Source organism: Streptomyces sp. HUAS MG91 (assembly GCF_040529335.1).
In the GTDB taxonomy this organism is placed as follows: domain Bacteria; phylum Actinomycetota; class Actinomycetes; order Streptomycetales; family Streptomycetaceae; genus Streptomyces; species Streptomyces tabacisoli.
This window is the reverse complement of sequence record NZ_CP159534.1, coordinates 7,425,660-7,451,621: the sequence shown is the minus strand read 5'-3', so window position 1 is coordinate 7,451,621 and position 25,962 is coordinate 7,425,660. Positions and strand designations below refer to the sequence as shown.

Below are 25,962 nucleotides of genomic sequence, written 5' to 3'. Positions count from 1 at the left end.
GACGCCATTTCAGTTGGCGAGTCTGCGGTGGCATATGAGGATCGCGGCGATGGCTGCGAAGGCGAGGAAGTGTTCCGGCTTGCGCTCCTAGCAGCGATGAAGGCGTCGGCAGCCGGCCAGCCAGGACATGGTGCGTTCCACGTCCTCATCGACCGCAGCGGCCTGCCATCCGCTCACGTCGTGCCCCCCGACGCCGGCGGCCCGGAAAACTGCACGGAGAAAAGGGCTATGACTACCGCCACCCCTTCGGACAAGGCGACGGCGGATCCCGCGGGAGGCCAGCCAGCGCCGCAGTCATCCAAACGACTCGGCCGACACCGCTGGGTCAGGTGGCTTTTCGATCTGCTCTTGCCGCGGTCGGTCGGATTCGGTCCTATGGCTGCCCCTTTCAAGGGCCCGAACGCTGACGGAGTCGATCGCACATCGCGACCAGTCCAGCCCGCCTCGAGCACCGGGTTCGTCCAGGACCAGGCGGTGGAACTTGGCCCACACCCGGGCCCCAGTCCACACGGTGAACCGGCGAAAGGCCGTCACCCCCGACAGACCGAAGCCCGGAGGCAACTGATTCCAGATGCACCCCGAGGCGGCCACGAAAATGACCGCGGCCAGCACCTCGCGGTCCCCTCGGCGACGATGCCCTCCGCCCTGAGGCCGTCACAGGCCCTGTCGAACTCCGTCACTCATTGCCCGGAGCTGACTGCTCCGCCCTCGGCCCGTGATCACTCGCTATCGAGCGGGGCGTGCCGGGATCAGTCAAGGGAGCGGGAGCACGTGATCTCAACGAGACATCGCTGACCGTGGCGGACACACTGACAGTTCACCCGCACTACACCTTCACCGCCCCCGTGCCTGTGGCCCGCAGCGGTCAAGCAGGCTGCACTAGGGTGACGTGATGTTCTCTGGCATAGGACCCATCGAGTTCCTCCTCGGCGCCGTTGTGCTCGCCGCCGCGCTTGCCATCCTCTTCGTGCCGTCGATGATCGCCTACCGCCGCAAGGTCGAGCGCCTGTGGCTGGTCATCGTGGTCAACGTGCTCGCCGGTTGGACGGGTGTGCTCTGGTTCGTGGCCCTGTGGATGGCATTGAGGATGCGGACCCGAACCGTGAGCGCGCCACCTGCCGCAGTGCCGACACTCTGAGTGATCTCCGCAACGGGTCAGGCCGTCTCCACGCCCCCCGGCGGTCCCCCGTCGCTGTCCACGTCGTGCACCGGCTGGGCCTGAGGGCTCGTCGATCCTGGCGGCGTCCTGCCCGCTCCCGCCGCCGGGCATGTCCGTCGAGACCGTCCCGGCCTTGTCCTCCCAGCGCTGGGGGGACAAGGCCGGAACGGGCGGGAGCGTCAGCGTACGTGGACGGCCCCGGTGTGGGCGTTGAGCGTGTAGTGGTGGCCGTGGGTGCGGGCTGTGCTGTGGCCGGCGTCCAGGGCGGCGATGCGCACTCCGTGCCGGGTGATCCAGGCCTGGTAGGTGCCGTTGGGCAGCTTGGTGACGTGGGCGATGGCGCCGTCCCCGAGCCGCACGTCGCGGGTCTTGCCGGTCTGATTCGTGTGGTGCTTGTCCTGGTGCTGCGGCACGTTCTGCTCGCTGTGCCAGCCGCCGGGGTGCACCACGCCGACGAAGCCGTTCGCCTGGTTGAGCTCATACGTGTAGCCGTGTACGCGCTGCGACTTGTGCGCGGAATCGAGCGCCGCGATCCGCACCCCCTTGTGCGTGACCCAGGCCTGGTAGGTACCGTTCGCCAGCTTGGTGACATACGCGGAACTGCCATCGCTGAGCGGCAGGGTTTCGGTGTGGCCTGCCCGAGCGCCATGCTGGGCGGCGGCCGCAGGCGCGGTGGTCGTTGGAGCGGCTTCGGCGGTGGCGGCGACGGCGGTCACGGCGCCGAGGCCGAGAACAGCGGATGCCAGAGACGTGCGGAGCATACGAGAGGTCTGCATGCGCCGGCCCCTTTCCATGAGTCGAACGAGTCGAGCGGGTTGACTGAGTCGAACGCGTCGTGTGGACCGCGTACTCATGAAGCTAGGAGCCGCACATCAAGACATTCCGTATAAAACATCACAGACGAGTGACAGCGTTCCGCTAGACGTCATTTCCGCACGAAAGTCCTTGTCGCCGCAGGTCTTCAGCCACGGCCACAAGTCCCGCGCCCCACCCCGGTCAAGCACGCTGTGCAGGACGGTCTGGATCTTCAGGATTTCTCGCTGTGCGTCGATGAGGTCCGCGGTGGAGTCGGGTGCCTCAGTCAGCGATGAGATGTTAGTTCTGGGGTGCGACAGGACACTGTCACTGGTGGCTGCCCTGCAGCTGGGGCCGCGTGAGAAGTCCGCGGCCGCTCGTAATTTGATGGATGAGTGAGGGATCGCGTGCGCGAAATGGTGCAGCACCGGCGGGTGGAGACGGTGGGCAAGGCGGGAGCTGTAGGGCCGAAGCCGCAGTGGCAGAACCTGTTCGTGGCCCCCGCCTACGACGACGGCTTCTTCGACGATGTCCCCGACGAGGTGGCCGTCGCCGTCCCGTCACCGGCTCGCCGCCGGCGCGGTGGCCGCCGCGCGGCGTAGAGGCTTTCGGGGAGCCGTGTCCGGGACGGGCCACGGTCGTTTCCCTGGGAAACCGCGCCCCCCGCGGTGATCACCGTCAGACCCGCTGCCACCCCCGCGCAGGTCTGACGTGCGTCACGCTCCATGTCTTGGCCCCGGCCCGGGGAGCACGGGCGCCCGCGCCGGTGTCACTTTCCGCTGTACACCGGGAACACCGTGTGCTTCCCGTAGTCCACATCGCGCAGGCGCCGCAGGGCGTCCATGTCGGAGCTGGAGATCTCGAAGTCGACCTGGGCGTTGGCGCGCATGTGGTCGGGGTTGGCCGTCTTGGGCAGCGAGACCGTGGCCAGCTGCAGCGTGTAGCGGATGCACAGCTGCGGGACGGACACACCGTACCGCTCGGCCATCGCCTTGACCTCGGCGTTCTCCAGGATCGCTCCGTGGGCGATCGGCGAGTAGGCCTCTACGAGGATTCCCTTGGTCTCGCAGTAGTGCAGGAGGTCCGACGGGGTGTTGCCGGCGTGGACAAGGAGCTGGTTCACGTGGGGCACGACGGTCGCACCCTGGAGGAGGTTGTCCAGGTCTTGCTGCTGGAAGTTGGAGACACCGATGGAGCGGATCTTGCCTGCCCGGTGTGCCTCCTCAAGGGCCCGCCAGGCCGCGCGGTTGCCCTCGGCGTAGTCGCCGCCGCGGAAGTCGTCCCAGGGCTGCGGGCTGTGAATGAGCATCAGGTCGATGTACTCCAGGCCCAGCTTCTTGAGCGACTCGTCGATCGAGGCGACCGCTTCGTCGTAGTCCTTGATCTCGGCGGCGAGTTTCGTCGACACGAAAAGCTGCTCGCGCGGGACCGTGCCGGTGCGCACGCCCTCGCCGACGCCGCGCTCGTTGCCGTACGCCTGGGCGGTGTCGACGTTGCGGTAGCCGATCTCCGCGGCCGCGCGGACCGCATCGGCCGCCTTGTCGTCGTCGATGAACCAGGTGCCAAGACCCAGCTTGGGAATCTCAACGCCGTTCGACAGCGTGTAGGTCTCGTTCAGGATGGTCATGCGTTCGCTCCGTTCGTCGGCAGCTTGCCGTACACCTCGTCGGTGACGGGCTCGAGCCATTCGTTGCTCACGTTCTCGCCCGGGGTGATGTAGGCGAGGTGGGAGAACCAAGAGTCGGACTTCGCGCCGTGCCAGTGCTTCGTTCCCGCTGGAACGCGGATCACCGTGCCCGGCTCCATGCTGACGGGGTCCTCGCCCTCGGCCTGGTACCAGCCGCTGCCGGCCGTGCACAGCAGGATCTGGTCCCCGCCGCCGTCCTGGCCGTGGTGAATGTGCCAGTTGTTGCGGCAGCCCGGCTCGAAGGAGACATTGCTGACGGGCACGCTGCCCGAGGCGAGCGGGGCCAGGTAGCTCTGGCCGATGAAGAACTGCGCGAAGGCGTCGTTCTTCTCCCCGAGCGGAAAGATCTGGTCGAATCCGGATCCGTTGGCAGCCATCTTGTTCCTCGTCTCTGGTTCTCTGCACCCCGCTGACCGTGCGGGGGGCGATTGCTGCTCGCGCCAGGGGGTCAGGCGGAGCGCTCGTCGGCGATCTTCTTCAGCAGGGTGATCGCGGTCATCGCGTTGGGCCATCCGGCGTAGAACGCCAGGTGCGTGATCGCCTCGGACAGCTCCTCGACCGTGAGCCCGTTGTCCAGGGCCACGCCCAGGTGATAGGGCAGCTGCTCGCTGCGGTAGAGAGCGGCCAGCCCACTGACCGTGACCAGGCTGCGGTCCCGCGAGGAGAGGCCGGGGCGCTCCCACACGTCCTGGAACAGAACGTCGTTGGTGAGCTCGACCAGCTTCGGCGCGATGCCGGCCAGATCCTGGGGTGCGGACTGCTTCACCACGAGGTAACTCCTTGTAATGGTGCGGACACGAGGGTGCGGCATTGTTCACTGTCGGCCCACGGGGCCCGGTGGGCATCCCAGGGGTTACCCACCTTCCAGAACCAGCCGCAACCGCTGACACCATCGAGGAAACCCCAGCTCACAGGCGTACGGAAGGTCCTGTCGGTCCAGGTACTGGCAGAACCTCCCAGCTGCGCTCCACCCCTCCTAGCCTGGAGACCATGGACACCGCCCACGAGATCCGAGAGTTCCTCGCCACCCGCCGCGCCAAGATCACTCCGCAGCAGGCCGGTCTGCCCGCCTTCGGGAACGGCAAGCGCAGGGTGCCCGGTTTGCGCCGTGAGGAAGTCGCCCTGCTCGCTGGTGTCAGCATCGACTACTACGTCCGGCTGGAACGCGGCCAGCTCGCCGGTGCCTCAGAAGAGGTCCTCGACGCCCTCAGCCGGGCCCTCCAGCTCGACGACGCCGAACGCGCCCACCTCTACGACCTGGCCGCTGCCCAGCGCCGACGCCCGCCCCGCCGCACCGCCCGCAAGTCCAAGACCGCAGTCCCGGCCAGCCTCACGCGCGTCCTGGAGTCCATGACCGACACCCCGGCCTTCATCCGCAACGGCCGGCTCGACATCCTCGCCGTCAACCCCCTCGGACGCGCCCTCTACGCGCCCCTGTTCACCGGCTCAGCCCGCCCCGTGAACATCGCCCGCTTCCAGTTCCTCAACCCCACCAGCCGCGACTTCTTCCCCGACTGGAACGCCTCCGTCAACACCACCGTCTCCCTGCTGCGCACCGAAGCCGGCCGGGCCCCCGGCGACACCGACCTGACCGGGCTGATCGGTGAACTCGTCACCCGCAGCGACGAGTTCCGCACCGCGTGGGCCAAGCACAACGTGCGCCTGCACCACACCGGCCGCAAAGCCTTCCACCACCCGGCCACCGGTGTGATCACCCTCGATTTCGACGCCATGGAACTGCCCGCTCACCCTGGCCTCACCCTGACGGCCTACAGCGCCGAACCCGGCACTTCCGAGGACGACGCCCTGCGCCTGCTCGCCTCCTGGGCCGCCTCCGACCACGAGCAGACCCACACCGCAGATCCTGCGAGCTTCTGACCGGGTCCGCGCAGGCATCAACCGGAGCCCGCACAACCCTCCGTGTTCGCCGCTCGTGCCGGGAAACCAGGAAACGGAACGCAAGCTGCCTACGGTCGTTGACCCTCGCCTTTGGGGGCAGGGGCAGGACGTTGGGCGGGCCGGAGTGCGGTCATGTCGAGCAGGAGCAGGGCGTCGTGGTCGGGGGTGCCGGGTTCGGTGCCGGCGATGGCGCGCAGGCGGGCGACGCATGCGGTGATCTGCCGGTCCCAGTCGGTGAAGAGGTCGCGGGCCGCGGGGTGAAGGAAGAGGTAGCGGGCGAGGTTGCGGTGCTTGACCGGCCAGTCGTCCAGGCCCGCGTACAGGGCGAGGCCGCCGGGGTTCCAAGCGAGCATGTCCATGCTGCGGCTGATGACGTAGGCCGGATTGGGGCGCAGCGACTCGAGCAACAGCTTGAGGTGGGGTCTTACGGTGCGGCTGGGCGCGGGAGGCGGTTCGCCGACGTAGCGGGCGGCGCGAGCGGCGAGCTCGCGCAGGTGCTGATGCTCCTGGTCGTCCATGTGCAGGGCGCGGGCGAGGGCGTCGAGGACGGCGGGGCTGGGGCGGATCTCTTTGCCGCGTTCCAGGCGTACGTAGTAGTCGATGCTGATCCCGGCGAGGGTGGCGAGCTCCTCGCGGCGTAGGCCGGGGGTGCGGCGTACACCGGCGCCGGGAGTGAGGCCGGCGTGTTCGGGGCTGGTCTGGGTTCGGCGGGCGCGCAGGTAGCGGCCCAGCTCGGCGCCCTCGCTGTGTGCGCTCGTCGATGCCATGGCTCCAGTCTCACTCGCCGGCTGTCCGCCGCGCTCGGACGAGGGGGGCCCTGTCATTACCCCCGAAGAGCCCGCCCTGCCACATCGCCGTAATCCGGGCGAAGGTGAACGAGCAAGACGTCGACGCCCCGGGTGACGATCAGGATGTCGGGTGACGCCACGATGCGAAGAGGGCGAGATGCGGTACATCAAACTGCGTGACCTGGAGGTTTCCCGGATCGGGCTGGGAGCGATGGGCATGTCCCACGGCTACACCGGCTCCGGCACGGACGACGCGGAGTCGATGCGGACCGTGCACCGGGCCCTGGAGCTGGGCGTCACGCTCATCGACACCGCCGAGATCTACGGCCCCTACACCAACGAGGATCTGCTCGGCAGGGCGCTGAAGGGCCGTCGGGAGAAGGTGGTGCTGGCCACCAAGTTCGGCCTGGTCTCGCACGGCGGCGGCGCCTGGAACCCGGACTCCTCCCCGGCCAACCTCCGCACTGCGGTCGAGGGCTCCCTGAAGCGGCTGGGCACCGACCACATCGACCTGTACTACCAGCACCGCGTCGACCCGAGCACGCCGATCGAGGAGACCGCCGGCGCCGTGGGCGAACTGATCGCCGAGGGCAAGGTCCGCACCTTCGGTCTCTCCGAGGCCGGCCCGGACACGATCCGCAGGGCCCACGCCGTCCAGCCGGTCACCGCAGTCCAGTCGGAGTACTCCCTGTTCACCCGCGGCATCGAGGAGCGCGTACTGCCCGCGCTGCGGGAGCTGAACATCGGCCTGGTGCCGTTCTCCCCCTGGGCCGCGGCTTCCTGACCGGCACCGTCCGCTCCACCGACCAGTTCGACGAGAACGACTTCCGCCGCGACAACCCCCGCTTCACCGGTGAGAACTTCCGGCACAACCTCGCCCTCGCCGACGAGGTCAAAGCCTTGGCCAACGAGGTCGGCGCAACGCCCGGTCAGGTGGCGCTGGCCTGGCTGCTCGCCCAAGGTGACGCCATCGCCCCGACCCCCGGCACCAAGCGCGTGTCCCGGGTCGAGGAGAACACCGCCGCCGACGCCGTCGCCCTCACCGCCGAGCAGCTGGGGCGGCTCTCCAGCCTGCCGCCCGCCGCCGGCGCCACCCACACCGAGGCCCAGGCCCGGATGCTCGAACGCTGACGCCGCCCCGCCTCGACCCCATCCCACACCGTTTGGAGTAACACCGCCCATGCGCGCAGCAGTGATGTACGGAGCCGGAGACGTCCGCATCGAGAACCGGCCCGACCCGAAGATCGTCCGGCCCGCCGACGCGGTGGTTGGGGTGGCAGCCGCCTGTGTGTGCGGCAGTGACCTGTGGCCCTACGCGTCCATGCCCGCCACCGACACCGGTCGTCCTATGGGCCACGAATTCCTCGGCGTCATCGAGGAGACCGGCACGGACGTGAGGGCGCTCAAGGCCGGGGACCTGGTCGTCGCTCCATTCACCTACAGCGACAACACCTGTGACTACTGCACCAGGGGCCTGCACATCTCGTGCCGGAACGGCGGCCGGTACGGCTTCGACGGCGTCGACGGCGGGCAGGGCGAGGCAGTCCGTGTCCCGTACGCCGACGGCACCCTGGTCAAGCTGCCGGTGACCGCCGACTCCACACTGCTGCCGTCACTGCTTGCACTGTCCGACGTGATGACCACTGGTCACCACGGTGCCGTCACCGCCGGCGTCGGCCGCGGCGACACGGTGCTCGTGGTCGGGGACGGCGCGGTCGGCCTGTGCGCGGTGATCGCCGCGAAGCGGCTCGGTGCCGAGCGGATCGTGCTCGCCGGACGCCATGAAGCCCGTACCGACCTGGGCCGCCGCTTCGGCGCCACCGATGTCGTGGCCGCGCGCGGTGAGGAGGGCGTCGCCCGGATCCGCGAGCTGACCGGAGGCGCGGACAGGGTCATCGAGGCCGTCGGCACCCGCTCTGCCCTGGACACCGCGCTCGGCTCGGTCCTGGACGGCGGCACCGTCAGCCGCCTGGGCGTCCCGCAGTACGAGCAGGGCCCGATCGGCCCCGGCGTCTTCATGCGCAACATCACTTTGACCGGCGGTGCCAGCCCCGCCCGCGCCCACATCGAGCAGCTGCTGCCCGATGTCCTGGACGGCACCATCGCCCCCGGCCTCGTCTTCGATCAGACCTTCACCCTCGGCCGAACACCGGACGCCTACCAGGCCATGACCGACCGCCAGGTCCTCAAGGCCCTCATCCGCCCCTGACCCCCGTCTCGCCCACATCACAAAGGACTTCCCTCATGCAGTACGTGACCTTGAACAACGGCGTCGAGATGCCGCTGCTCGGCTTCGGCGTCTACCAGATCCCCGCCGAGGACACCGAGCGCGCCGTCTCCGACGCGCTGGCCGCCGGCTACCGCCTTCTGGACACCGCGGCGGCCTACGGCAACGAAGAGGCCGTCGGCCGTGCCATCAAGTCCAGCGGCATCGCGCGCGAGGACCTGTTCGTTACCACCAAGCTGTGGGTCCAGGACGCCCCCGCCCAGGACAACACCCGCCGCGCGCTCGAGACATCGCTGACCAAGCTGGGCCTGGACCACCTCGACCTGTACCTGATGCACCAGCCCTTCGGCGACGTCTACGGTCAGTGGCGGGCCATGGAGGACATCAACCGCGAGGGCCTCGCGAAGGCGATCGGTGTCGCCAACTTCTACCCCGACCGCCTGATCGACCTCATCGTCAAAAACGAGATCACCCCAGCCGTCAACCAGATCGAGACGCATCCCTTCTTCCAGCGCGCCGACTACCAGACCCTGATGCGCGAGCACGGCGTACAGATTCAGTCCTGGGGCGGCTTCGCCGAAGGCAAGAACGACCTGTTCACCAACCCCCTGCTCGCCGGAATCGGCAAGGAGTACGGCAAGTCGGTTGCGCAGGTTGTACTGCGCTGGCTGACCCAGCGCGGCGTCATCGCCATCCCCAAGTCCGTACGTGCCGAGCGCATGGCGGAGAACTTCAACGTGCTCGACTTCGACCTCACCGACGGGCAGATAGCCCGGATCGCCACACTCGACACCGGCAGCTCCCTGTTCTTCGACCACCACGACCCCGAGATCGTCACCTGGCTCGCCCGTCGCCGCCTGGACGCCTGACCCACCCAGCTCCAAGGGTCCGAGGAGGCCCCGCCCAGCAGCAACACCTTGCGCGAGCTGAGACAGACCAAGATCCGGGCCATTTCTGGACCAGACCCCTCCAGCGAGCCGCACCAACTGCTGTTTCCACTGGTCAACTTGGGTGCAATTGCTGTATCACCAGCAGACGAAGAACTTACTGGGACGCTATGCACATGTCGCGGATGAGCTCATTCAGCGCGAAGCCCCAAGTGACCTGCCTGCGCCCGCACCGCCGGGGACAGGTAAGAGCCCGCTCCGGTTGTTGAGCGTCTCCAACCGGCCCGCTTGCGAGCGGGCCTGCCCTCAAACTCCGGAGCCCACGTGCCCCGCCTCCCTCAGCCAAGGCACGAGCCAGCATGGGAGTTGCGGGCTCAGCTGGCGATACCGCAACGGGGCTCTGGACCGCATGCGCACAGGGCCGAGCTGACACTCCATCAGAGAAGTCAGCATTGGGTCAGGCATTGTGTTTACTGAACCTGCCCGCACAAGGTCACACTCTGCACTCCCAACCTCCGCCCCGGCGCCCATACAGAGGATCCCCGCGTAGCGTTGGTGACCCTTGGCGAACGCGAACAGGCATCAACTCAGAGCGCGTTTCAGGCGAGTCGGGCGTCCTCGCAGATCAGCGCACCCGCCCCCGCGGCTTAAGGGGCACCGAGGGAAGTTCCGGGGCCGGCAGCGGGTCCCCGTCGTAGCCCCGCACCTCGCCGAAACGGGTTCCGGTACCGGCGTCGGCCTCGATGCCGGTCATCCAGTCCGCACGTGCCTGCGCGATGTCCTCGTGCGTCCGCCCGATGAAGTTCCACCACATGATGATCTCCTCGCCGAACGGCGGACCGCCCAGCAGGATCACCCGGGCGGGCATGTCCGTGTCGTTGGTGAGGGTGAGGGTGTCGTGCCCGGGCGGCGCGTATCCCAGCTCGGCCTGCGCGAGCGGCGATCCGGCCAGCCGTACCGCGCCGCGGTCGACCAGGAGGCCGTGCTCGAAGGGGGGGTCGACGGTGAGGGTGACGTGCGCGAGGGGCGCGAGGACGAGTTCGGCGCCGAGCAGCGGGGTGAAGGTGCGCACCGGCGAGACGGAGCCGGCCAGTTCGCCCAGGAACACCCTGATGCGCGCTCCGTCGACCGTGACCGGGTCGGGCGCGTAGTGCTGGAAGTCCCGGTCGGCGTGCCGGTCCGACTCCGGCAGGGCCACCCACAGCTGGACGCCGTGCAGCACCGTCGTCGACGGAGTGGAGACCTCCGTGTGGCTGATCCCGTGACCGCCGGTCATCAGATTCAGCTCGCCGGGCCGGACCATGGCGTGGCTGCCGAGGCTGTCGCGGTGCTCGATCTCACCGCTGAACAGCCAACTCACCGTCTGTAGACCGGTGTGCGGGTGGGGCGCGACATCCATGCCCCCGGTGACGCTCACATCGTCCGGGCCGTAGTGGTCGACGAAGCACCAGGCGCCGATGAGCGTCCGCGCCCGCTGCGGCAGCGTACGGCGCACGGTCATGGAACGCGGCCCGCCGAGCGGTACGTCCCGTGCGGTCAGAACCTCGACACTGCTGCTCATGGCAGCCACCCACCCCACATAGGTTAAGATTCAACTATATGGGTGGTGATCATACGTCCTCACCCGCGCGGCGCCGACCACGCCCCGCGACAGCCCCCGAAGGAGTCAGAGTTGAGCGCCGACACAGCGCCCCGGGACGGGCGGGTCTTCGTCGACAAGCAGAGCCCCAAGGCGTACCACTCGCTCGTCGAGACCGCGGAGGCGGTGCGGGCCACGGCCGCCGAGGCAGGCCTCGACCGCAGGCTCGTGGAACTCGTCAACCTGCGGGTCTCCCAGCTCAACGGCTGCGCCTACTGCCTGAACGTGCACACGCGGGCGGCGCTGCGCGCGGGCGAGACGACGCAGCGGCTCGGAGTGCTGGCGGCCTGGCGCGACACCGAGGTCTTCACGGACCGCGAGCGCGCCGCGCTGGCACTCGCCGAGGCGACGACCCACCCCGCGGACGCCGCCCTCCAGTCGGCCGCGTACGACGACGCCCGTCGGCACCTCGCCGACGACGAGATCTCCGCGGTGATCTGGGTGGCGATCACCATCAACGCCTTCAACCGGGTGTCCGTCCTCAGCAAGCACCCGGTCCGGGCGGACTAGGGCGGCGGGTCAGCGCTTGATGCCGACTCCCGCCAGCAGGCTGATCTGGGCGTCCGTGGGCTCGGTCCCGTCGGCCGGGGCGTCGGGCCGCCAGCGGTGGCAGCACACGAGGCCGGGCTCGATCAGGTCGAGTCCGTCGAAGAAGCGCAGGACGTCGGCGTGCGAGCGGAAGTCCACCGGAGAGCCGGACTTCGTGTAGACCTCCGCGACCTTGTTCCAGGTGACGGGGTCGAAGTCGGGGGTGCAGTGGTTCATGGCCAGGGCGCTGCCCACCGGGAGCGGTTCGAGCAGGCGGCGGATGATCGCGTACGGGTCGCTCGGCGCGGTGATGAAGTGCATCAGCGCGTTCAGGGAGAGCGCGATGGGCTGGCTGAAGTCCAGGACCCCCGCATCCTCCACGGCGCTCATCAGCGCGTCGGCGTCGGTGGCGTCGGCCTCGACGTAGGCCGTGCGGCCCTGGACGGTGCTGCGCATCAGGCGCTCGGCGTACTTCAGGACCAGCGGGTCGTTGTCGGCGTACACGACACGGGCGTCGCGCGCGACGGACTGGGCGACCTGGTGCAGATTGGGCTCGGTCGGAATGCCCGTACCGATGTCGAGCCACTGGCGGATGCCGTGCTCCTGGGCGAGGACCCGGGTGGCCCGGTGCATGAACGCCCGGTTCTCGCGGGCGGTCAGATAGATCCCCGGGTGGGCCTCGGCCGCGACCAGGGCCGCTTCCTTGTCGATCTCGAAGTGGTCCTTGCCGCCGAGGAAGTAGTCGTACATCCGGGCCGAGTGCGGCCTGCTCGTGTCGAGGTCGCGGCCGACCTGCCTGGTGGTCATGTTCGCCCTTTCGTGCGTGTGTCTGTCGGCCCGCAGGCCCGGATCGGGACCGGTGCCGGCATCCCTGGTGCCCACAGCCGGATCATCCGGCGGCCAAGTGATCGGCCAGGCCCTCTTTGACCCCGCGGACGAACGCGGCGATCTCCTCCGGTGCGTAGATCAGCGCCGGCCCGGCCGGGTCCGTCGACTGCCGTACGGCCACACGGCCGTCGGCGAGCTTCTTCGTCTCGACGCACTGCCCGCCGTTCGGCCCGCTCCAGGGGCGCTCCCACCCCTGCTCGCCGAGATCGCCGGCCGGCATCCCGTTGTACACGTCGTCGCCGGTGACCGTCACGAGTACTCCTTGCGCATGTGGTTCAGAAGCGCTCTGCTGTCGTCGGACGAGGTCATCAACGCCATCCGGGAATGGGCCTCCAGATGGGCCACGACGTCCTCGCGCTGGTCCAGATAGACGGCGGCGGAGAGCAGTTCGCTGTAGACGATGTCGGGCAGTTCGGGCTCCTCGAACCGGAAGTACGTGAACGGCGCGCACGCCCCTATGTGGGCACCCGCGGCGAACGGCACGATGTCGATGCTGACGTGCGGGAGTTCGGACATGTCGAGCAGTCGCTCGATCTGCTCCCGCATCACGTCGGGGCTGCCGACCATCCGGTGCAGGACGGCCTCCTCCATGACCACCCACAGCGTGGGGGCGTCCTCCCGGTCCAGCAGGCCCTGGCGGCGCAGGCGCAGCTCCACGCGGCGCGCCAGCTCCTCGTCGCTGCCGTTCGGCAGGCCGCCGCGCAGCACCGCGTGCGCGTACTCCGGGGTCTGCAACAGGCCCGTCACGTACTGGGGTTCGTAAGTGCGCAGCGTCTTGGCGTCCGTCTCCAGGCTCACGTAGGCGGTGAACCAGCTGGGGACGACGTCGCGGTAGGAGTGCCACCAGCCGGGCTCATTGGCCCGCTCGGCCAGGCCGACGAACTCCTCTATCTCCTGGCGGTCGGCGCCGAAGGTCTCCAGCAGCTTCTCCACGTAGAGAGGCTTCAGGGCGACCTCGGCCTTCTCCAGCCGACGGATCGTCAGGGTCTTCACGCGCAGGGCTCGTGCCGCGTCCTCCAGCGAGGCGCCCGCGCCCACTCGCATGTCCCGCAGCCGACGGCCGAGGATCATGCGCAGGACCGTCGGCGCACTGGTGCCGGAACGGGCTTCGCTCACGCCCAACCTTCCTGAGGTGACATCAACATCACCATTCTGACAGTGACTTGATGATGACGCCAGATCGATACCGCCGCGCTGAAATTATCAGGGAGTCGGTTGCAGCCCGAGTACGATCACGCGCATAGTTGACGCGTGAGCGGTCACGTCGCAGCTCTTGAGGAGCACTCGGCCCGCACGGGGCGCGTGCTGCCGGTGCCTTCACCGGCACCTTGTCGCAGGGCGTCCGTCCCGTCGTCCGCCTCTCACCGCTCCAGCTGCTGCCCGTACCCCCACACCGCGGCCGCCCCTCGGCAGGCCCTGGAAGGCGATCTTCGTGACTCTGCTCCCGCCCGGCGCACCGGCCCCGTCCTCCGCCTTAGAGACGACCGCGCCGCGCCGGGAGTACTGGTTCGGCCTGCCCGCGCTGCGCACCAGCGCGAGATCCGCCCGGGACACCGTGCGCGACCGGCTGCGCGCGTGGAAGGTGCCGGGGGACACCTGTTGCGACGCGGTGCTGCTCGTCTCCGAGCTGACGACGAACGCGGTGCTGCACACCGACAGTGGACACGTCGTCTGCGGCCTCACCCTGACGGGCGACGAGCGGCTGCTGCGGATCGAGCTGCACGACGGCGGCCGGGTCCCGGTCGCCGCGCCGGGGCGGCACGCGGACCCGGGCGAGGAGAGCGGACGGGGCCTGTTCCTCGTGCAGCAGATCGCGGACCGCTGGGGCTCCGCGCGCTCGACACGGGCCGAAGGCAAGGTCGTCTGGGCGGAGTTGACGTCCTGCCCCTGACCGCGCCCATGACCCCACGTCATGTGTTCCGTCCGGCACCGCACGGCCCGGCCACGCCCAGGAGGCACCCATGCCCACCCACGCCGAACCCGTTTCGCCCGTAGTCCTGTACGTGTGCGCGGACCGGTCCCCCGCCGGGCCGGGAGCGGCCGCGCAGTGCGCGCGCACCGAAGGCCAGGCGTTCGCCCAGGAGCGCGGGCTGACGATCGCCGAGGTCGTCACCGATACGTACGGGGAGCCGGATCCGGTCCGGCGGACCGGGTGGCGCCGGGTGCGGCAGCTGGTGCAGACGGGCCACGTCACCGAGGTGCTGGTGCGCTGGCCCTGCGCCATCGCTCCGGAGTCGGCGCACGAGCTGCGGCACCGCGAGACCACCTGGCTCCAGGATCACGGGGTGCGGCTGCGGTACACCTGGGCGCCGCTGTCGGCCAGGAGCGACGAGGCCTGCTGAGCCGGTCCGTTCAGCTCGTGGCGCGGTGGACGCTGACGGCGTAGCCACCGCCGTCGTAGGGGGCCGCGTCCCAGGTGGCGAAGCGGTCGACGAGGTCGAGGCCGGCGGCGGCGCAGCTGGCGTCGTACTCCGGCAGCGTGAGGCCGGGCGGCACGGGCAGATGGGCCGCGTCGAGGCCGAAGCCCGCGACGAGGAGGCCGCCCGGGCGCAGGGCGGCGGCGAGGCGTTCGACCACCGCGGACTCCGTGCCGGGGGTGAGCAGCGGCATGACGTTGCCGGCGGCGACCACGAGGTCGAAGTCCGCGGCGACACCGAGCAGGGCCGGGTCGAACGCGGCGAGGTCGGTCCGGAACCAGGGCAGTCCGGGGGCCTGTGCCCGCGCCACGTCCAGCATCGACGCGTCGAGGTCGATGCCCACGCAGTCGTAGCCGAGTTCGGCGAGTCGGATCATGACCCGCCCGGTGCCGCAGCCGGCGTCCAGCACGCGGGACCCGGCGGGCACCAGGGCCGCGCAGAACGAGGCCTCGCCGTGCAAGTCCTTGCCGCTGCGGGCCAGCGCCTCGAAGCGTGCGGCGTACTCGCTGCCGGAGGTCCCACCGGTCAGTTCCTGCCAACGACTCATGAGATCGACTATAGGTCGCCGGCCGGGCGGGCCGGTCGCCACATGGTGGTGACGACGTGGCCGTCGGCCATGGTGATCGTGTCGCGCGGGACGAAGCCGGCGCCGCGGTAGCGGTCGATGTTCACGGGGTTGGACGATTCGAGATAGGCGGGCGCGCCGAGCGCGTCGATGCGGGCCAGGCTCTCGGCGAGCAGGCCCATGCCCAGACCCTTGCCGCGGTGGTCGTCGTGGACCCCGAGCAGTGTGAGGAAGTAGCAGGGCTCGTCGGGGTGGGCGGCGTCCAGCCGCTCGTAGATCGCCAGGATGTTCCGGGCGGCGTCCTCGCCGGCGGCGCGGATCAGCAGGTCCGGCAGGGCGGCCTGTTCTTCGGGGGTGAGCTCGGTGCCGCCCGGCGGGATCCAGAGGGCCGCGGCCTCCGCGCCCGGTGTCACCAGGGTCCAGGGGTAGCGCAGCGCGGAGGTGACGTAGTGGCGCCACATGACCGCGGCCTGCTCGGCGCGCCGCCGCTCGTCGGGGAAGACCGGGCCCCACAGCGGGTCGTGGAAGAAGGCGCTGGTCAAGGTGGAGACGATGGCGTCGGCGTCCGCCGGGGTGGCGGTGCGGGCGGCGACGGACGGAGGAACGCGAGTCATTCGCCCACGATATCCGTCCTAGCCCGCACTTTTTGCGACGGATTTCGTTGTCTTCTACGGCTTCTTCAGCTCGATCTCGACGAAGGAGTGCGGGGCGCCGCCGACATTGACGACCTCGTGCTCGGTCCCGGCCGTGCGGGCGTAGGACTCACCGGCCTTCATCGGGGACGGGATGACCGTGCCGTCGGCGCCGATCACCTCGGTCCGGCCGTCGGTGACGGGCACGACGACGTAGTCGTACGCGTGGACGTGCCGGCCGGTGCTCTGGCCGTCCTCGAAGTCCCAGCGGGTGACGCGAACGCGGTCGTCCTCGTGCTGCACGGTCGCGCGGGCGGTGGTGGTCATGGTGGTTCTCCTTGCTCAGGCCGGGCATGAGGGCACCCGGGACGGCAGGCTAGCCCCTGGCCTGCCCGTCTTCGTACGGTGCCTCTACGATCGGGCCTGCTCGGGCGTCTCCGGCGCCGATCGTCGAGCAGTCGAGGAGAGGAACGTTTCATGCGTGCTCGGAACATAGGCGCGGCCGCCGCGACCGTGCTGGCCGTGGTGGCCGCCCGCGACCTCGTGCAGAAGAAGCACGCACTGCTGAGAAACTTCCCCGTGGTCGGCCACGCCCGGTATCTGCTGGAGACCATCGGACCGGAGCTGCGGCAGTACGTCGTGACCTCCAACGACGAGGAGCGGCCGTTCAGCCGCGACCAGCGCAGCTGGATCTACGCGTCGGCGAAGGAGGAGAACAACTACTTCGGGTTCGGCACCGACAACGACGTCGAGCACGTGCAGGGCCACGCGTACGTGAAGCAGCGCACGTTCGCCGGACCGCTGCCCGATCTGCACGACCCGCAGGCGCCGCTGCCCTCCGCGAAGGTGCTGGGCGGGCCGCGCGGGCGTGCCAAGGCGTTCCGCCCGGCGAGCATCGTCAACATCTCGGCGATGAGCTTCGGTTCGCTGTCCGGCGCGGCCGTCACGGCGCTCAACAAGGGCGCGGCGCTGGCCGGCACGATGCACAACACGGGCGAGGGCGGCCTGTCGCCGTACCACCGCAACGGCGGCGATCTGATCCTGCAGATCGGCACGTCGTACTTCGGCTGCCGCGACGAGGACGGCAACTTCAGCCTCGACAAGCTCAAGGCCGTGGTCGCCGGCGCTCCTGTCAAGGCGATCGAGATCAAGCTCTCGCAGGGCGCCAAGCCGGGGCTCGGCGGGATGCTGCCGGGGCCGAAGGTGACCGACGAGATCGCCGAGATCCGCGGCATCCCCGCGGGCAAGGACTGCGCGTCGCCCTCGCGGCACACCGCGTTCCACGACGTCGACTCGATGCTCGACTTCGTGGAGCTGCTCGCCGCCGAGACCGGCCTGCCGGTCGGGATCAAGAGCGCGGTCGGCGAGATGAGCTTCTGGGAGGAGCTGGCCACGCTGATGGCGCGGGGCGACCGCGGGGTCGACTTCGTGACCGTCGACGGCGGCGAGGGCGGCACCGGCGCCGCTCCCCTGATCTTCAGCGACTCGGTGTCGCTGCCGTTCCGGATGGGCTTCTCGCGGGTCTACAGCACGTTCGCCGAGCGGGGGCTGACCGATGAACTCACCTTCATCGGCTCGGGGAAGCTGGGGCTGCCCGAGAACGCCGCCGTCGCCTTCGCGCTCGGCGTCGACATGATCAACGTGGCCCGTGAGGCGATGCTGTCCATCGGCTGCATCCAGGCGCAGAAGTGCCACACCGACAAGTGCCCCACCGGCATCGCCACCCAGTCCCCGTGGCTGGTGCGCGGGGTCGACGCGCCGTCGAAGGCCAACCGGGCCGCCATGTATCTGCGCACGCTGCGCCGGGAGTTGCTGAAGGTGTCGGGCGCGGTCGGTGTCGCCCACCCGTCGCTCATCACGCCCGCCGACATCGACATCATGAACGGCGACTACGAGGCCCGTACGCTCGCGAGCGTCTACGGCTACAAGGACGGCTGGGGCGAACTCTCCCCGCACCTCGCCCAGGAGATCACCGCGCTGCTCACCGCCGAGCCGGCCGCGCTCCCCGACACGGCCGGCTGAGGCGGCCCCTCACCAGGTGACGGGCAGGGGCGGGCGGACCGTGGACGACGGCGTCGGGCCGGCGGGCGTGCGGGGCCTGCCCCGACGGCTGTTCCGGTGGGCCCTCACTCCCCCACCGGGACATGCCCCAGCAGATGCAGTTCCTCGGTGTCCAGGCGGCCCTGGAGGCGGCGCAGGACCGTGTCGTCGATGTCGCCCGTGTCCCGCAGCCGGACGATCACGGCCCGGCGCTCGGCGAGGAGGGCGAGGCTGAGGGCCGTGTGGTCGTCGGTCAGGCGCCGCGGGTGGAGGGCGCTCTCCTCTGGGTCGTCCGGGATCGTGGCGCAGCGCTGGGCGACCGCGTCCGCCTGGAGCCGGTGGGAGCGTTCGATCGCCTCGCGGATGGCGGGCGCCGTCTCCAGGCGGCCGGCCAGGTCGGGCAGGGCGGCCAGCGCGGACTCCAGCGCCGCCGACTCGGCGAGCCACTCCTCCCGGGCCACGGAACCGTCGCGCGGGATCCGCGCCCAGCGCACCACCCCCGGCAGGATCAGGGCCTGCGCCATCGTCACGACGATCACCACACCGGTGACGAAGACGATGAGCTGACGCGACGGGAAGGCCTCGCCGCTGTCGAGGTGGGAAGGGACACCGAGGACCGCGGCGAGCGAGATCGCCCCGCGGAACCCGGACAGGGCGCTCACGGTCAGGCGCCGGCCGGAGTACGTCGTGCCGGAGGCGCGGGCGGAGCCTCTGCGGGCGATCCTGAAGAAGGCGGCGACGCCGAAGTAGTAGGCGAAGCGCACCGCGACGAGCGTGCCGGCCACGGCGAAGCCGGTGCCGATCGCGCGGGGCATCTCGTCGTTGCCCATCGTGCGGATCGAGAAGTCGAGTTCGACGCCGATGAGGACGAAGAGGGAGCCGTTGAGCAGGTAGGTGGCGACCAGCCAGAAGTTCTGCGCCTGGACGCGGACCTCGGCCCGTACGGTGCGCGGCCCGCTCTGACTCAGCATCAGCCCGCACACCACGACGGCGACCACGCCCGACGCGTCGATCCGCTCCGCGACGAGATATCCGGAGAACGGGGCGAGCAGCAACAGCACCTGGCCGCGCAGCGCGTCCGCCTGCGCCATCCGGGCGCGGAACCACTGCACGACCGTACCGGCGACGAACCCGATCAGCGCGCCGCCGCCGTAGCCGAGGACGAACAGCCAGCCGACGTGCGGGGCGGTGACGTCCTCCGTGCCGACGGTCACGCCGACGGCGATGCCGTAGACGACCAGCGCCGTACCGTCGTTGAGCAGGCTCTCGGCGCGCAGCAGGGTGATGTCCCTGCGCGGCAGGAGCCGGGCCACGACGTTGACGGCCGTCGCGTCGGTCGGCGCGACGGCGGCGCCGAGCACCCAGGCCGGTCCCCAGGCGATCCCGAGCGCGTGCGCGACGCAGGCCACCGACGCGGCCGAGGCGATGACCAGCACGGTGGCGGCCAGCGCGACGTCGGTGAGATGGCGGCGGATCTCGCGCAGGGAGGTGTTGAGGCTCTCCCAGGCCAGCAGCACGGGCAGGAACAGCAGCAGCACCACCTCGGAGGGCAGTTCGACCTTCCGCAGCGCGGGGATCAGGCCGATCAGCACGCCCATGGCCATGAGCACCACCTGCGGGGCGATGCGCAGCCGGTCGCCGAGCGCGGAGCCGGCGAGCACGGCGATCCCCAACAGCACGACAAGCTCCAGACCGAGCACGCGTTCCTCCCTCAGACACTGTGCTGACACTGTGGTGCCCCAACTGTGCCGTGTGCCTGGACGGAAGCACGCCTCGGTGTGCGGGTGTCGGCCGGTCCCGGCTCAGCCGGGGGTGCTCGGGGTCGCCGTCGGACCGGTGCCGCCGGGCCTGGTCGGGTACGCCGGGCCGGACGGGGACGGCACCGCGGTGCCCGGTGTCCGCGAGTCGGACGGGGCCGGCGACGGGGGCGTGGAGCCCCGGTCGGGGTCGGCCGGTGCCGAGGGCGCGGCGGGCGGCACGGGCGTGCGGTGCGGTTCGGTGTCCCGGGTGAGAAGGCCGACGACGAGCGCCGCGGCGGTGGCGAGACCGGCGAGGGCCAGCGCGTACCGGCGCCGCCCGTGGTGGAGCAGGGGCAGTCGGCGCAGGTGCGGTCCGGGCGGTTCGGCCGGGCGCAGCGTGCGGACGGTGATGCTGTCGGCGCGGGCGGCGAGCGCCGCGTGCAGCCGTCGCTCCGTCGGGTGCTCCGGGCGGTCGGCCGGTGCGGCCCGCGGGGTTCGGGGCGTCATATCCGGCCCTCCAGGATCCTTTCGAGCGCGTCCAGCGCGCGGCTGGCGTTCGATTTCACCGCGCCTTTGCTGATGCCGAGGGTGGCGGCTATCTCGGCCTCGCTGAGGTCGGCCCAGTAGCGCAGGACGAGGACCTCGCGGCGGCGCGGGGTGAGTCGGGCGAGTGCGGCGAGCACTTCGCGGTGTGCCTCGTCGAGGACGACGGAGTCCTCGGCGGACGGAGCCTCACCGGCCGGCGGCGGCGTCCAGGCGCGGGCGGTGCGGCGTCGGCGCAGTACGGACCGGGCGGTGTTGACGACCGAGGTCCGCAGATAGCCGAGGGCGTTGTCGACCTCGGTGATCTGCTCGCCGTGGCGCCGGTAGAGGGCGGTGAACGCGTCCTGGACGACGTCCTCGGCGGTGGACAGGTCGTCCACGAGCAGCACCGCGAGCCGGACCATGCGCAGCCGGTGCGCGTGGTAGAGCTCGCTGATCGTGGGCGGCCGGCCGGGCCGCTGGAACGGGTACGCGGTGTCGTACGCGGAGGTGTACCGCGGTGTGTCCGGGCCGGGCGCCGCTTCGAGCGTGGACCGGTCGCGGCGCAGCAGCCCGCGCAGCGACGCCCGCCATCCGGGGCGGATCCGGCCGTACGCGGGCGTGAACGGCCGGGGTCGCGGGGCGAGTCGGGTGACTGCGGGGCTGTGCACGGGGTTCCTCGGGGGCGGGGTCAGCGGTGCGAGCGGCGGCGTACGGCGATGAGGGCTCCCGCCCCACCGGCGACGAGGACGACGGCTCCGGCGCCCATCACGGTGGTGCTGGTGTTCGACGCACCAGTATGGGCCAGCTCGTCCTCGGCAGGGGCGGCCGAAGGAACGGCCGAGGGGGCCTCGGTGCCCTCGGCGGCGCTCGGCACCGCGGACGCGGTGGCATCCTTCCCGCCGCCCGGCAGGGTCGGCGCGGCGGACGGCTCGGCCGTCGGCGGGGTGCTGGTGGCCGGGGTCGGCGCGCTGGTGGCGGACGCCGCGGGCACCGGGGTCGCCGACGAGTGCGCGGGGGTGGCGTGGGCGACGGGGATCGTGGCCAGGGCGGCCAGCAGGCCGGTGGCGAGGACGGCGCTGCGGACGGGGACGAGGTGGTTCACGGTCGTTTCTCCACGGTCGGGGCGAGGACACCGGTCGGCGCCCTTCACCCCCTCACGACGCACGACCCCGCGCCGGGTTGCCGCTGTCGCACGAGATTTTTCGCCGAGGTCCACGAACACGAGGATCCGCCTCCGCGCGGGCGGTGTCCGTCGGGTCAGCGCAGGGCGCCGTTGAGGACCTGGCTCTGTTTCAGGACGTCGAGGATGAGCGAGCTCTCGACGGCGTCGGTCTCCGCCAGCCACGGTGCGCCGAGCAGGAGCCGGCGCAGGGCGTCCTTCGACGGGAGGCGGACGTCGGCGACGATCTGGTGCGCGCCCAGGGTGAGCGCCGCGTAGCGCACGGCCGGCTCCGCGCGCAGCGCCGCGGCGACGCTCTCCACGCGGTCCGGCCTGGGGCGGATCCACAGCAGCGCGGCGGTGGGCAGTCCGATGAGGGCGGGGTCGAACACGGCCCGGAACACGAGGAGTCCGCTGTCGCGGAGCCGGTCGAGCCGGCGGGCCGCGGTCTGTTCCGAGATCCCGGCCTGCCGGGCGATCTCCTCGCAGGTGGCGCGCCCGTTCTCGGTGACCGCCCGGACGACGGCGCGGTCGGTCCGGTCCAGGGCGACCCGCTCGGTGAACCGGGGCCAGGGTCCCGGCTCGGTGGTGCGGACGGCTCGCGCCTGGTCGGCGGTGAGGATGCCGGGCTCCCAGTCGTGCAGGGTCCGGATGTACTCCAGGACGGGTGAGACGGAGAGGTGCGCGAGGCCGCCGGTGGCGCCGAGTTCGTGCAGGAACAGCTGGGCCTGGCGGCGTCCGGGGCACCAGATGTCGGCGTAGAAGTGCTGCGGGCCGGAGAGCGCGTAGCAGGTCACGCAGTCCTGGCGGCGGGCGAGTTCGGCCGCGGTGGTCCACACGGCGCCGGGGCGGCACTGGCCGTGCACGATGAACGGGTCGGCGTCCTCGCTGCGATGCGGGTCGGTGAGCGCTCTGACCTCGACCATGCCGCTGTCCAGGAGCCGGGCGCCGCGCCGGGCGACGGTCCGCTCCGGCTTCCCCAGCGCGGCGGCGACGGTCCGCCAGCCGGCCCGGCCGTCGACCATCAGCGCGGCGAGCACCTGCCGGTCGATCTCGTTCAGGACCTCGGATACGGGCATCGGCCAAAATTATGGCCACATCCTCCATGTGACAAGAGTCCGTTGCCCGAATTCCCCCTGGACGGCACCGTCATAGGCCGAAGACAGCCGAACCGACGAGGTGAACATGTCGAGTCTCATCACGATGACGGCCCGCGAAGTGGTCCGTCTGCTGCGATCCGGTGACGTCTCGCCGGTCGCGGTCCTGGAGGAACTGCGGGCGCACACCGAGGTGGCCGACGAGCGGGTCAACGCGCTGCCCATCCGGTTCTTCGACGCCGCGCTCGGCGCCGCGCGGGAGCTGGAGCGGCGGGCTCCGGCGGAGCGCGGGATGCTGGCCGGTCTGCCGGTGGCGGTGAAGGACTACAACGACGTCGCGGGGCAGCGCACCACGCACGGTTCGCCGCTCACCGACGAGGTCGCGGCCGAGTCCGACGCGATGGTCAGGGTCCTGGAGTCCAACGGGGCGGTGCCGTACGCGAAGTCGAACGTGCCGGAGTTCGCCGGCGGGCACACCTACAACACGCTCTTCGGCGCGAGCCGCAATCCGTGGAACCTGGGCCGCTCCGTCGGCGGGTCGTCCGGCGGCTCGGCCGCGGCGCTGGCCTCGGGCAGCGCCTGGCTGGCCACCGGCAACGACCTCGGCGGCAGCCTGCGCACCCCGTCGGGCTTCAACGGCACGGTGGGCCTGCGCCCCACGCCGGGCCGCATCCCCCGGCGGCGGCCCGCCACACCGTTCGACACGCTGTGGGTGGAGGGGCCGATGGCCCGCAACGTCCCCGATCTCGCGCTGATGCTGGACGCGATGGTCGGGTCCGACCCGCACGACCCGCTCACCCGCCCCGAGTGTCCCGCGTCGTTCCTCGACCGTCTCGACACCTTCGACGCGCCGCGCCGGGTCGGCTACAGCCCCGACCTCGGGGTGCTGCCGGTCGAGCGGGAGGTCAGGCGGGTGTGTGCGGGCGCGCTGAAGCACATCGAGGCGCTGGGCGCGGACGTGGTCGAGGAGTGCCCCGACTTCAGCGGCGCCTACGACGCCTTCCAGGCGCTGCGCGGGCATCTGGTCGCCGCCCTGCACGGCGGACTGCTCGCGGCGCACCGGGACCGGATCAAGCCGGACATCGTCTGGAACATCGAGAGCGGCCTGAACCAGTCGGTCGCCCGGCTGCAGCAGGCCGAACGGACCCGCGGTGAACTCTTCCACCGGGTCCTCGACTTCTTCGGGGACCACGATCTGCTCGTGTGTCCGTCCGCGCCCCTGGAGCCGTTCCCGGTCGAGTGGACCTCGCCCCGGACGCTGGACGGGGTGGCGACCGAGACCTACATCGACTGGATCGCGATCACCTTCTTCGTCAGCCTGACGGGCTGTCCGGTGGTGGCGTTGCCGTGCGGGTTCTCGGCCTCGGGGCTGCCCGTCGGGCTCCAGCTGATCGGGCGGCCGGGCGACGAGGCACGGCTGCTGTCCTACGCGGCGCGCCTGGAGCAGTCGTTCGGTGTGGCCGGGCTGCTGCCGGTCACGCCACGCGAGCCCGGGGCACCGGCGTGAGCACCGCGCCACGCGTCGGCGCCCGGCCCGCCGCGGGGCCGGAGGACGGCGGGCGGGACGGGCTGCTGGCGCGGTGGGCGCTGCGGTTCGCCGGGTTCGTCGAGAAGTGGTTCCCCGACGCGTTCGTCTTCGCGCTGGCCGCCGTCGTCGTCGTGGCCGTCGCCGCGCTGGCCTTCGGGGCCGCGCCGACGGAGGTCGCCGACACCTTCTCGACGGGCTTCTGGGACCTGATCCCGTTCACGATGCAGATGTCCCTCGTGGTCGTCACGGGTTTCGTGCTCGCGTCGTCGCCGCCCGCCGACCGGCTGATCGAGCGGCTCGCGGCGATCCCGCGCACCGGCCGGGGCGGGGTGGCGTTCATCGCCGCCATGGGCCTGTCGGCGTCCCTGGTGAACTGGGGATTCGGCATGGTCTTCGCCGCGCTGCTGGCCAAGGCGATGGCGAGGCGGCGGGAGCTGGCCCTGGACTACCGGGCGGCGGCCGCGGCGGCGTTCATGGGCATCGGCGGCCTGTGGGCGCTGGGTCTCAGCTCCTCGGCGGCGCAGTTGCAGGCCAATCCCGCGAGCCTGCCGCCGAAGCTGCTGAGCGTGACCGGCGTGATCCCGTTCCGGGAGACGATCTTCCTGTGGCAGTCGCTGGTCGTGGCGCTGGTGGTGTTCGTGATGGGCGTGGGCATCGCCTATCTGTCGGCGCCGCGCGCGCGGCACGCGGTCACCGCCCCCGATCTGGGGGTGGATCTCGACGACCGGCCCGAACCGCTGCCGCCCCGGACGCGGCCGGGCGAATGGCTGGAGTACAGCCCGGTGCTGCCGTTGTTCATCGGCGCGCTGGTCCTCGGCTGGCTGACGCGCGAGCTGGCCGCGCACGATCCGATCCAGGTCATCTCCAGCCTGAACACGTACAACCTGCTGTTCCTGACGCTGGGTCTGCTGCTGCACTGGCGTCCCCGCGGCTTCCTGCGCGCGGTCGCCAAGGCGGTGCCCGCCTGCGGCGGCATCCTGATCCAGTTCCCGTTCTACGCCGGGATCGCGGGCATCATGACGAAGGCGGCGAACGGCGAGGGGTTCACGCTGGCGCACTACATCTCGGAGGGGTTCGTCGGCATCGCGTCCAGCTCCACGTTCGGGCTCGTGGTCGGGATCTACTCGGCCGTGCTCGGGGTGTTCGTGCCCTCCGGCGGCGGAAAGTGGATCATCGAGGCGCCGTACGTGATGGACGCCGCGAACGACCTCCACTACCACCTGGGCTGGACGGTGCAGATCTACAACGCCGCCGAGGCCCTGCCCAATCTGGTCAATCCCTTCTGGATGCTCCCGGTCCTGGGCATCCTCGGGCTGCGCGCACGACACGTGGTGGGGTTCACCGCGGTCCAGCTGGTCATCCAACTCCCGGTGGTTCTCGGCCTGATGTGGCTGCTGGGCACCACACTCGGCTACCAGCCACCCGTCCAGCCGTAGCGCCGGCGCCCCGGCACCGGGTCCGGGGCGCCCCGCATCGGGAATCGGCGTCGTGGTGCGCACCGGCAGCCCGTAGAGTGTGCCCCGCAGCTGGTTCGCCCCGTCCGCCAGGCGGGATGCGTCGTAAGAGGGAACCCGGTGGGAATCCGGGACTGCCCCGCAGCGGTGAGTGGGAACGACCGCCGTCATACGCACTGGGCTCCGGAGAACGGGACCTGGGAAGCGACGGCCAGTAGGAGTTCCGTACGTGGCGACACGCACGGGAGGCGCCCGCGAGTCCGAAGACCTGCCGACTGCCCGCGCGCGTACGACGCGTGCGCGGAGATT

28 protein-coding genes, 2 pseudogenes and 1 riboswitch are annotated in these 25,962 nt (G+C 70.8%); of the genes and pseudogenes, 12 read left to right on the top strand and 18 right to left on the bottom strand.

The window, feature by feature from the left end; genetic code table 11:
• Nucleotides 1–9: 9 nt before the first annotated feature.
• Nucleotides 10–654, bottom strand: a pseudogene (locus tag ABII15_RS33670) (transposase); the annotation flags it as partial.
• Nucleotides 655–892: 238 nt separating this feature from the next.
• Here ABII15_RS33670 and ABII15_RS33665 point away from each other — a divergent pair.
• Entirely contained in the window at nucleotides 893–1,138 is a 246-nt protein-coding gene (locus ABII15_RS33665; RefSeq protein WP_353946059.1) for a superinfection immunity protein, read from the top strand.
• 200 nt (nucleotides 1,139–1,338) lie between these two features.
• Here the strand turns inward: ABII15_RS33665 and ABII15_RS33660 are convergent, their stop codons facing one another.
• Entirely contained in the window at nucleotides 1,339–1,935 is a 597-nt protein-coding gene (locus tag ABII15_RS33660) for a hypothetical protein (RefSeq protein WP_353940602.1), read from the bottom strand.
• 426 nt (nucleotides 1,936–2,361) lie between these two features.
• On the opposite strand from ABII15_RS33660, the gene ABII15_RS33655 reads away from it, so the two are divergent.
• On the top strand, nucleotides 2,362–2,556 hold the full coding sequence (locus ABII15_RS33655; RefSeq protein ID WP_353946058.1) for a hypothetical protein: 195 nt from the start codon (nucleotides 2,362–2,364) through the stop codon (nucleotides 2,554–2,556).
• A gap of 167 nt (nucleotides 2,557–2,723) precedes the next feature.
• Here the strand turns inward: ABII15_RS33655 and ABII15_RS33650 are convergent, their stop codons facing one another.
• The 3 genes from ABII15_RS33650 to ABII15_RS33640 all read right to left on the bottom strand — a co-directional run bounded on the left by ABII15_RS33650 (nucleotide 2,724) and on the right by ABII15_RS33640 (nucleotide 4,410).
• Nucleotides 2,724–3,581 (bottom strand): aldo/keto reductase, encoded by an 858-nt coding sequence (locus ABII15_RS33650; protein ID WP_353946057.1) that lies wholly within the window; start codon nucleotides 3,579–3,581, stop codon nucleotides 2,724–2,726.
• Nucleotides 3,578–4,018, bottom strand: a complete 441-nt coding sequence (locus tag ABII15_RS33645; protein ID WP_353946056.1) for a cupin domain-containing protein — start codon at nucleotides 4,016–4,018, stop codon at nucleotides 3,578–3,580. The genes ABII15_RS33650 and ABII15_RS33645 overlap by 4 nt, the downstream gene beginning before the upstream one ends.
• A gap of 71 nt (nucleotides 4,019–4,089) precedes the next feature.
• Nucleotides 4,090–4,410 carry a carboxymuconolactone decarboxylase family protein gene (locus tag ABII15_RS33640; protein WP_353946055.1) on the bottom strand — a complete coding sequence of 107 codons (321 nt, stop codon included), beginning with the start codon at nucleotides 4,408–4,410 and terminating at the stop codon, nucleotides 4,090–4,092.
• A 221-nt stretch (nucleotides 4,411–4,631) separates the two neighbouring features.
• Here ABII15_RS33640 and ABII15_RS33635 point away from each other — a divergent pair, with 221 nt between their 5' ends.
• Nucleotides 4,632–5,519 (top strand): helix-turn-helix transcriptional regulator, encoded by an 888-nt coding sequence (locus ABII15_RS33635; protein ID WP_353946054.1) that lies wholly within the window; start codon nucleotides 4,632–4,634, stop codon nucleotides 5,517–5,519.
• 89 nt (nucleotides 5,520–5,608) lie between these two features.
• Here the strand turns inward: ABII15_RS33635 and ABII15_RS33630 are convergent, their stop codons facing one another.
• Nucleotides 5,609–6,307, bottom strand: coding sequence for a helix-turn-helix transcriptional regulator (locus tag ABII15_RS33630; RefSeq protein WP_353946053.1), 699 nt, complete (start codon nucleotides 6,305–6,307; stop codon nucleotides 5,609–5,611).
• A 178-nt stretch (nucleotides 6,308–6,485) separates the two neighbouring features.
• Between ABII15_RS33630 and ABII15_RS33625 the strand changes: the two are divergent.
• The 3 genes and pseudogenes from ABII15_RS33625 (at nucleotide 6,486) to ABII15_RS33615 (ending at nucleotide 9,424) form a co-directional block, all read left to right on the top strand.
• Nucleotides 6,486–7,459, top strand: a pseudogene (locus ABII15_RS33625) (aldo/keto reductase).
• A 49-nt stretch (nucleotides 7,460–7,508) separates the two neighbouring features.
• On the top strand, nucleotides 7,509–8,537 hold the full coding sequence (locus ABII15_RS33620) for an alcohol dehydrogenase catalytic domain-containing protein (RefSeq protein WP_353946052.1): 1,029 nt from the start codon (nucleotides 7,509–7,511) through the stop codon (nucleotides 8,535–8,537).
• Between the two features lie 35 nt (nucleotides 8,538–8,572).
• Nucleotides 8,573–9,424 carry an aldo/keto reductase gene (locus tag ABII15_RS33615; protein WP_353946051.1) on the top strand — a complete coding sequence of 284 codons (852 nt, stop codon included), beginning with the start codon at nucleotides 8,573–8,575 and terminating at the stop codon, nucleotides 9,422–9,424.
• Nucleotides 9,425–10,067: 643 nt separating this feature from the next.
• Here the strand turns inward: ABII15_RS33615 and ABII15_RS33610 are convergent.
• The gene (locus ABII15_RS33610) at nucleotides 10,068–11,003 is read right to left on the bottom strand and encodes a pirin family protein (RefSeq protein ID WP_353946050.1); all 936 of its coding nucleotides are present in this window, start codon (nucleotides 11,001–11,003) and stop codon (nucleotides 10,068–10,070) included.
• 111 nt (nucleotides 11,004–11,114) lie between these two features.
• Between ABII15_RS33610 and ABII15_RS33605 the strand changes: the two genes are divergently transcribed.
• Nucleotides 11,115–11,591, top strand: a complete 477-nt coding sequence (locus tag ABII15_RS33605) for a carboxymuconolactone decarboxylase family protein (protein ID WP_353946049.1) — start codon at nucleotides 11,115–11,117, stop codon at nucleotides 11,589–11,591.
• Between the two features lie 9 nt (nucleotides 11,592–11,600).
• Here ABII15_RS33605 and ABII15_RS33600 read toward each other — a convergent pair whose 3' ends face one another.
• From ABII15_RS33600 to ABII15_RS33590, 3 genes are all read right to left on the bottom strand, one after another.
• Nucleotides 11,601–12,416: an SAM-dependent methyltransferase gene (locus ABII15_RS33600; protein ID WP_353946048.1), complete on the bottom strand. Its 816-nt coding sequence runs from the start codon at nucleotides 12,414–12,416 to the stop codon at nucleotides 11,601–11,603.
• 82 nt (nucleotides 12,417–12,498) lie between these two features.
• Nucleotides 12,499–12,717 carry a DUF397 domain-containing protein gene (locus tag ABII15_RS33595; protein WP_111661615.1) on the bottom strand — a complete coding sequence of 73 codons (219 nt, stop codon included), beginning with the start codon at nucleotides 12,715–12,717 and terminating at the stop codon, nucleotides 12,499–12,501.
• 29 nt (nucleotides 12,718–12,746) lie between these two features.
• Complete coding sequence (locus ABII15_RS33590) at nucleotides 12,747–13,613, bottom strand: helix-turn-helix transcriptional regulator (RefSeq protein ID WP_353946047.1); 867 nt, start codon at nucleotides 13,611–13,613, stop codon at nucleotides 12,747–12,749.
• Nucleotides 13,614–13,929: 316 nt separating this feature from the next.
• Here ABII15_RS33590 and ABII15_RS33585 point away from each other — a divergent pair, with 316 nt between their 5' ends.
• A complete protein-coding gene (locus ABII15_RS33585; RefSeq protein WP_353946046.1) occupies nucleotides 13,930–14,388 on the top strand; it encodes an ATP-binding protein in 459 nt (152 codons plus the stop codon).
• A 70-nt stretch (nucleotides 14,389–14,458) separates the two neighbouring features.
• Nucleotides 14,459–14,839 carry a hypothetical protein gene (locus ABII15_RS33580; protein WP_353946045.1) on the top strand — a complete coding sequence of 127 codons (381 nt, stop codon included), beginning with the start codon at nucleotides 14,459–14,461 and terminating at the stop codon, nucleotides 14,837–14,839.
• Between the two features lie 10 nt (nucleotides 14,840–14,849).
• Here ABII15_RS33580 and ABII15_RS33575 read toward each other — a convergent pair whose 3' ends face one another.
• From ABII15_RS33575 to ABII15_RS33565, 3 genes are read right to left on the bottom strand one after another with little or no spacing between them, the layout of a single operon-like run.
• Nucleotides 14,850–15,461, bottom strand: coding sequence for a class I SAM-dependent methyltransferase (locus ABII15_RS33575; RefSeq protein WP_353946044.1), 612 nt, complete (start codon nucleotides 15,459–15,461; stop codon nucleotides 14,850–14,852).
• 8 nt (nucleotides 15,462–15,469) lie between these two features.
• The gene (locus ABII15_RS33570) at nucleotides 15,470–16,093 is read right to left on the bottom strand and encodes a GNAT family N-acetyltransferase (protein ID WP_353946043.1); all 624 of its coding nucleotides are present in this window, start codon (nucleotides 16,091–16,093) and stop codon (nucleotides 15,470–15,472) included.
• A gap of 54 nt (nucleotides 16,094–16,147) precedes the next feature.
• Nucleotides 16,148–16,438 (bottom strand): cupin domain-containing protein, encoded by a 291-nt coding sequence (locus tag ABII15_RS33565; protein ID WP_353946042.1) that lies wholly within the window; start codon nucleotides 16,436–16,438, stop codon nucleotides 16,148–16,150.
• A gap of 150 nt (nucleotides 16,439–16,588) precedes the next feature.
• Between ABII15_RS33565 and ABII15_RS33560 the strand changes: the two genes are divergently transcribed.
• Nucleotides 16,589–18,133 (top strand): FMN-binding glutamate synthase family protein, encoded by a 1,545-nt coding sequence (locus ABII15_RS33560; RefSeq protein WP_353946041.1) that lies wholly within the window; start codon nucleotides 16,589–16,591, stop codon nucleotides 18,131–18,133.
• Between the two features lie 104 nt (nucleotides 18,134–18,237).
• Here the strand turns inward: ABII15_RS33560 and ABII15_RS33555 are convergent, their stop codons facing one another.
• From ABII15_RS33555 to ABII15_RS33535, 5 genes are all read right to left on the bottom strand, one after another.
• On the bottom strand, nucleotides 18,238–19,851 hold the full coding sequence (locus ABII15_RS33555) for a Na+/H+ antiporter (protein ID WP_353946040.1): 1,614 nt from the start codon (nucleotides 19,849–19,851) through the stop codon (nucleotides 18,238–18,240).
• 102 nt (nucleotides 19,852–19,953) lie between these two features.
• Nucleotides 19,954–20,397: a hypothetical protein gene (locus tag ABII15_RS33550; RefSeq protein WP_353946039.1), complete on the bottom strand. Its 444-nt coding sequence runs from the start codon at nucleotides 20,395–20,397 to the stop codon at nucleotides 19,954–19,956.
• A complete protein-coding gene (locus ABII15_RS33545; RefSeq protein ID WP_353946038.1) occupies nucleotides 20,394–21,083 on the bottom strand; it encodes a SigE family RNA polymerase sigma factor in 690 nt (229 codons plus the stop codon). Before ABII15_RS33545 ends, ABII15_RS33550 begins: the two co-directional genes overlap by 4 nt.
• Nucleotides 21,084–21,103: 20 nt before the next feature.
• Nucleotides 21,104–21,517: an LAETG motif-containing sortase-dependent surface protein gene (locus ABII15_RS33540; protein WP_353946037.1), complete on the bottom strand. Its 414-nt coding sequence runs from the start codon at nucleotides 21,515–21,517 to the stop codon at nucleotides 21,104–21,106.
• Between the two features lie 155 nt (nucleotides 21,518–21,672).
• Nucleotides 21,673–22,653 carry an AsnC family transcriptional regulator gene (locus ABII15_RS33535; protein ID WP_353946036.1) on the bottom strand — a complete coding sequence of 327 codons (981 nt, stop codon included), beginning with the start codon at nucleotides 22,651–22,653 and terminating at the stop codon, nucleotides 21,673–21,675.
• A 106-nt stretch (nucleotides 22,654–22,759) separates the two neighbouring features.
• Between ABII15_RS33535 and ABII15_RS33530 the strand changes: the two genes are divergently transcribed.
• Together ABII15_RS33530 and ABII15_RS33525 are read left to right on the top strand one after the other, a co-directional pair.
• Nucleotides 22,760–24,178, top strand: a complete 1,419-nt coding sequence (locus ABII15_RS33530) for an amidase family protein (RefSeq protein WP_353946035.1) — start codon at nucleotides 22,760–22,762, stop codon at nucleotides 24,176–24,178.
• Complete coding sequence (locus tag ABII15_RS33525) at nucleotides 24,175–25,635, top strand: TIGR00366 family protein (RefSeq protein ID WP_353946034.1); 1,461 nt, start codon at nucleotides 24,175–24,177, stop codon at nucleotides 25,633–25,635. Before ABII15_RS33530 ends, ABII15_RS33525 begins: the two co-directional genes overlap by 4 nt.
• A gap of 74 nt (nucleotides 25,636–25,709) precedes the next feature.
• Nucleotides 25,710–25,944, top strand: a riboswitch (cobalamin riboswitch).
• Nucleotides 25,945–25,962: the final 18 nt, after the last annotated feature.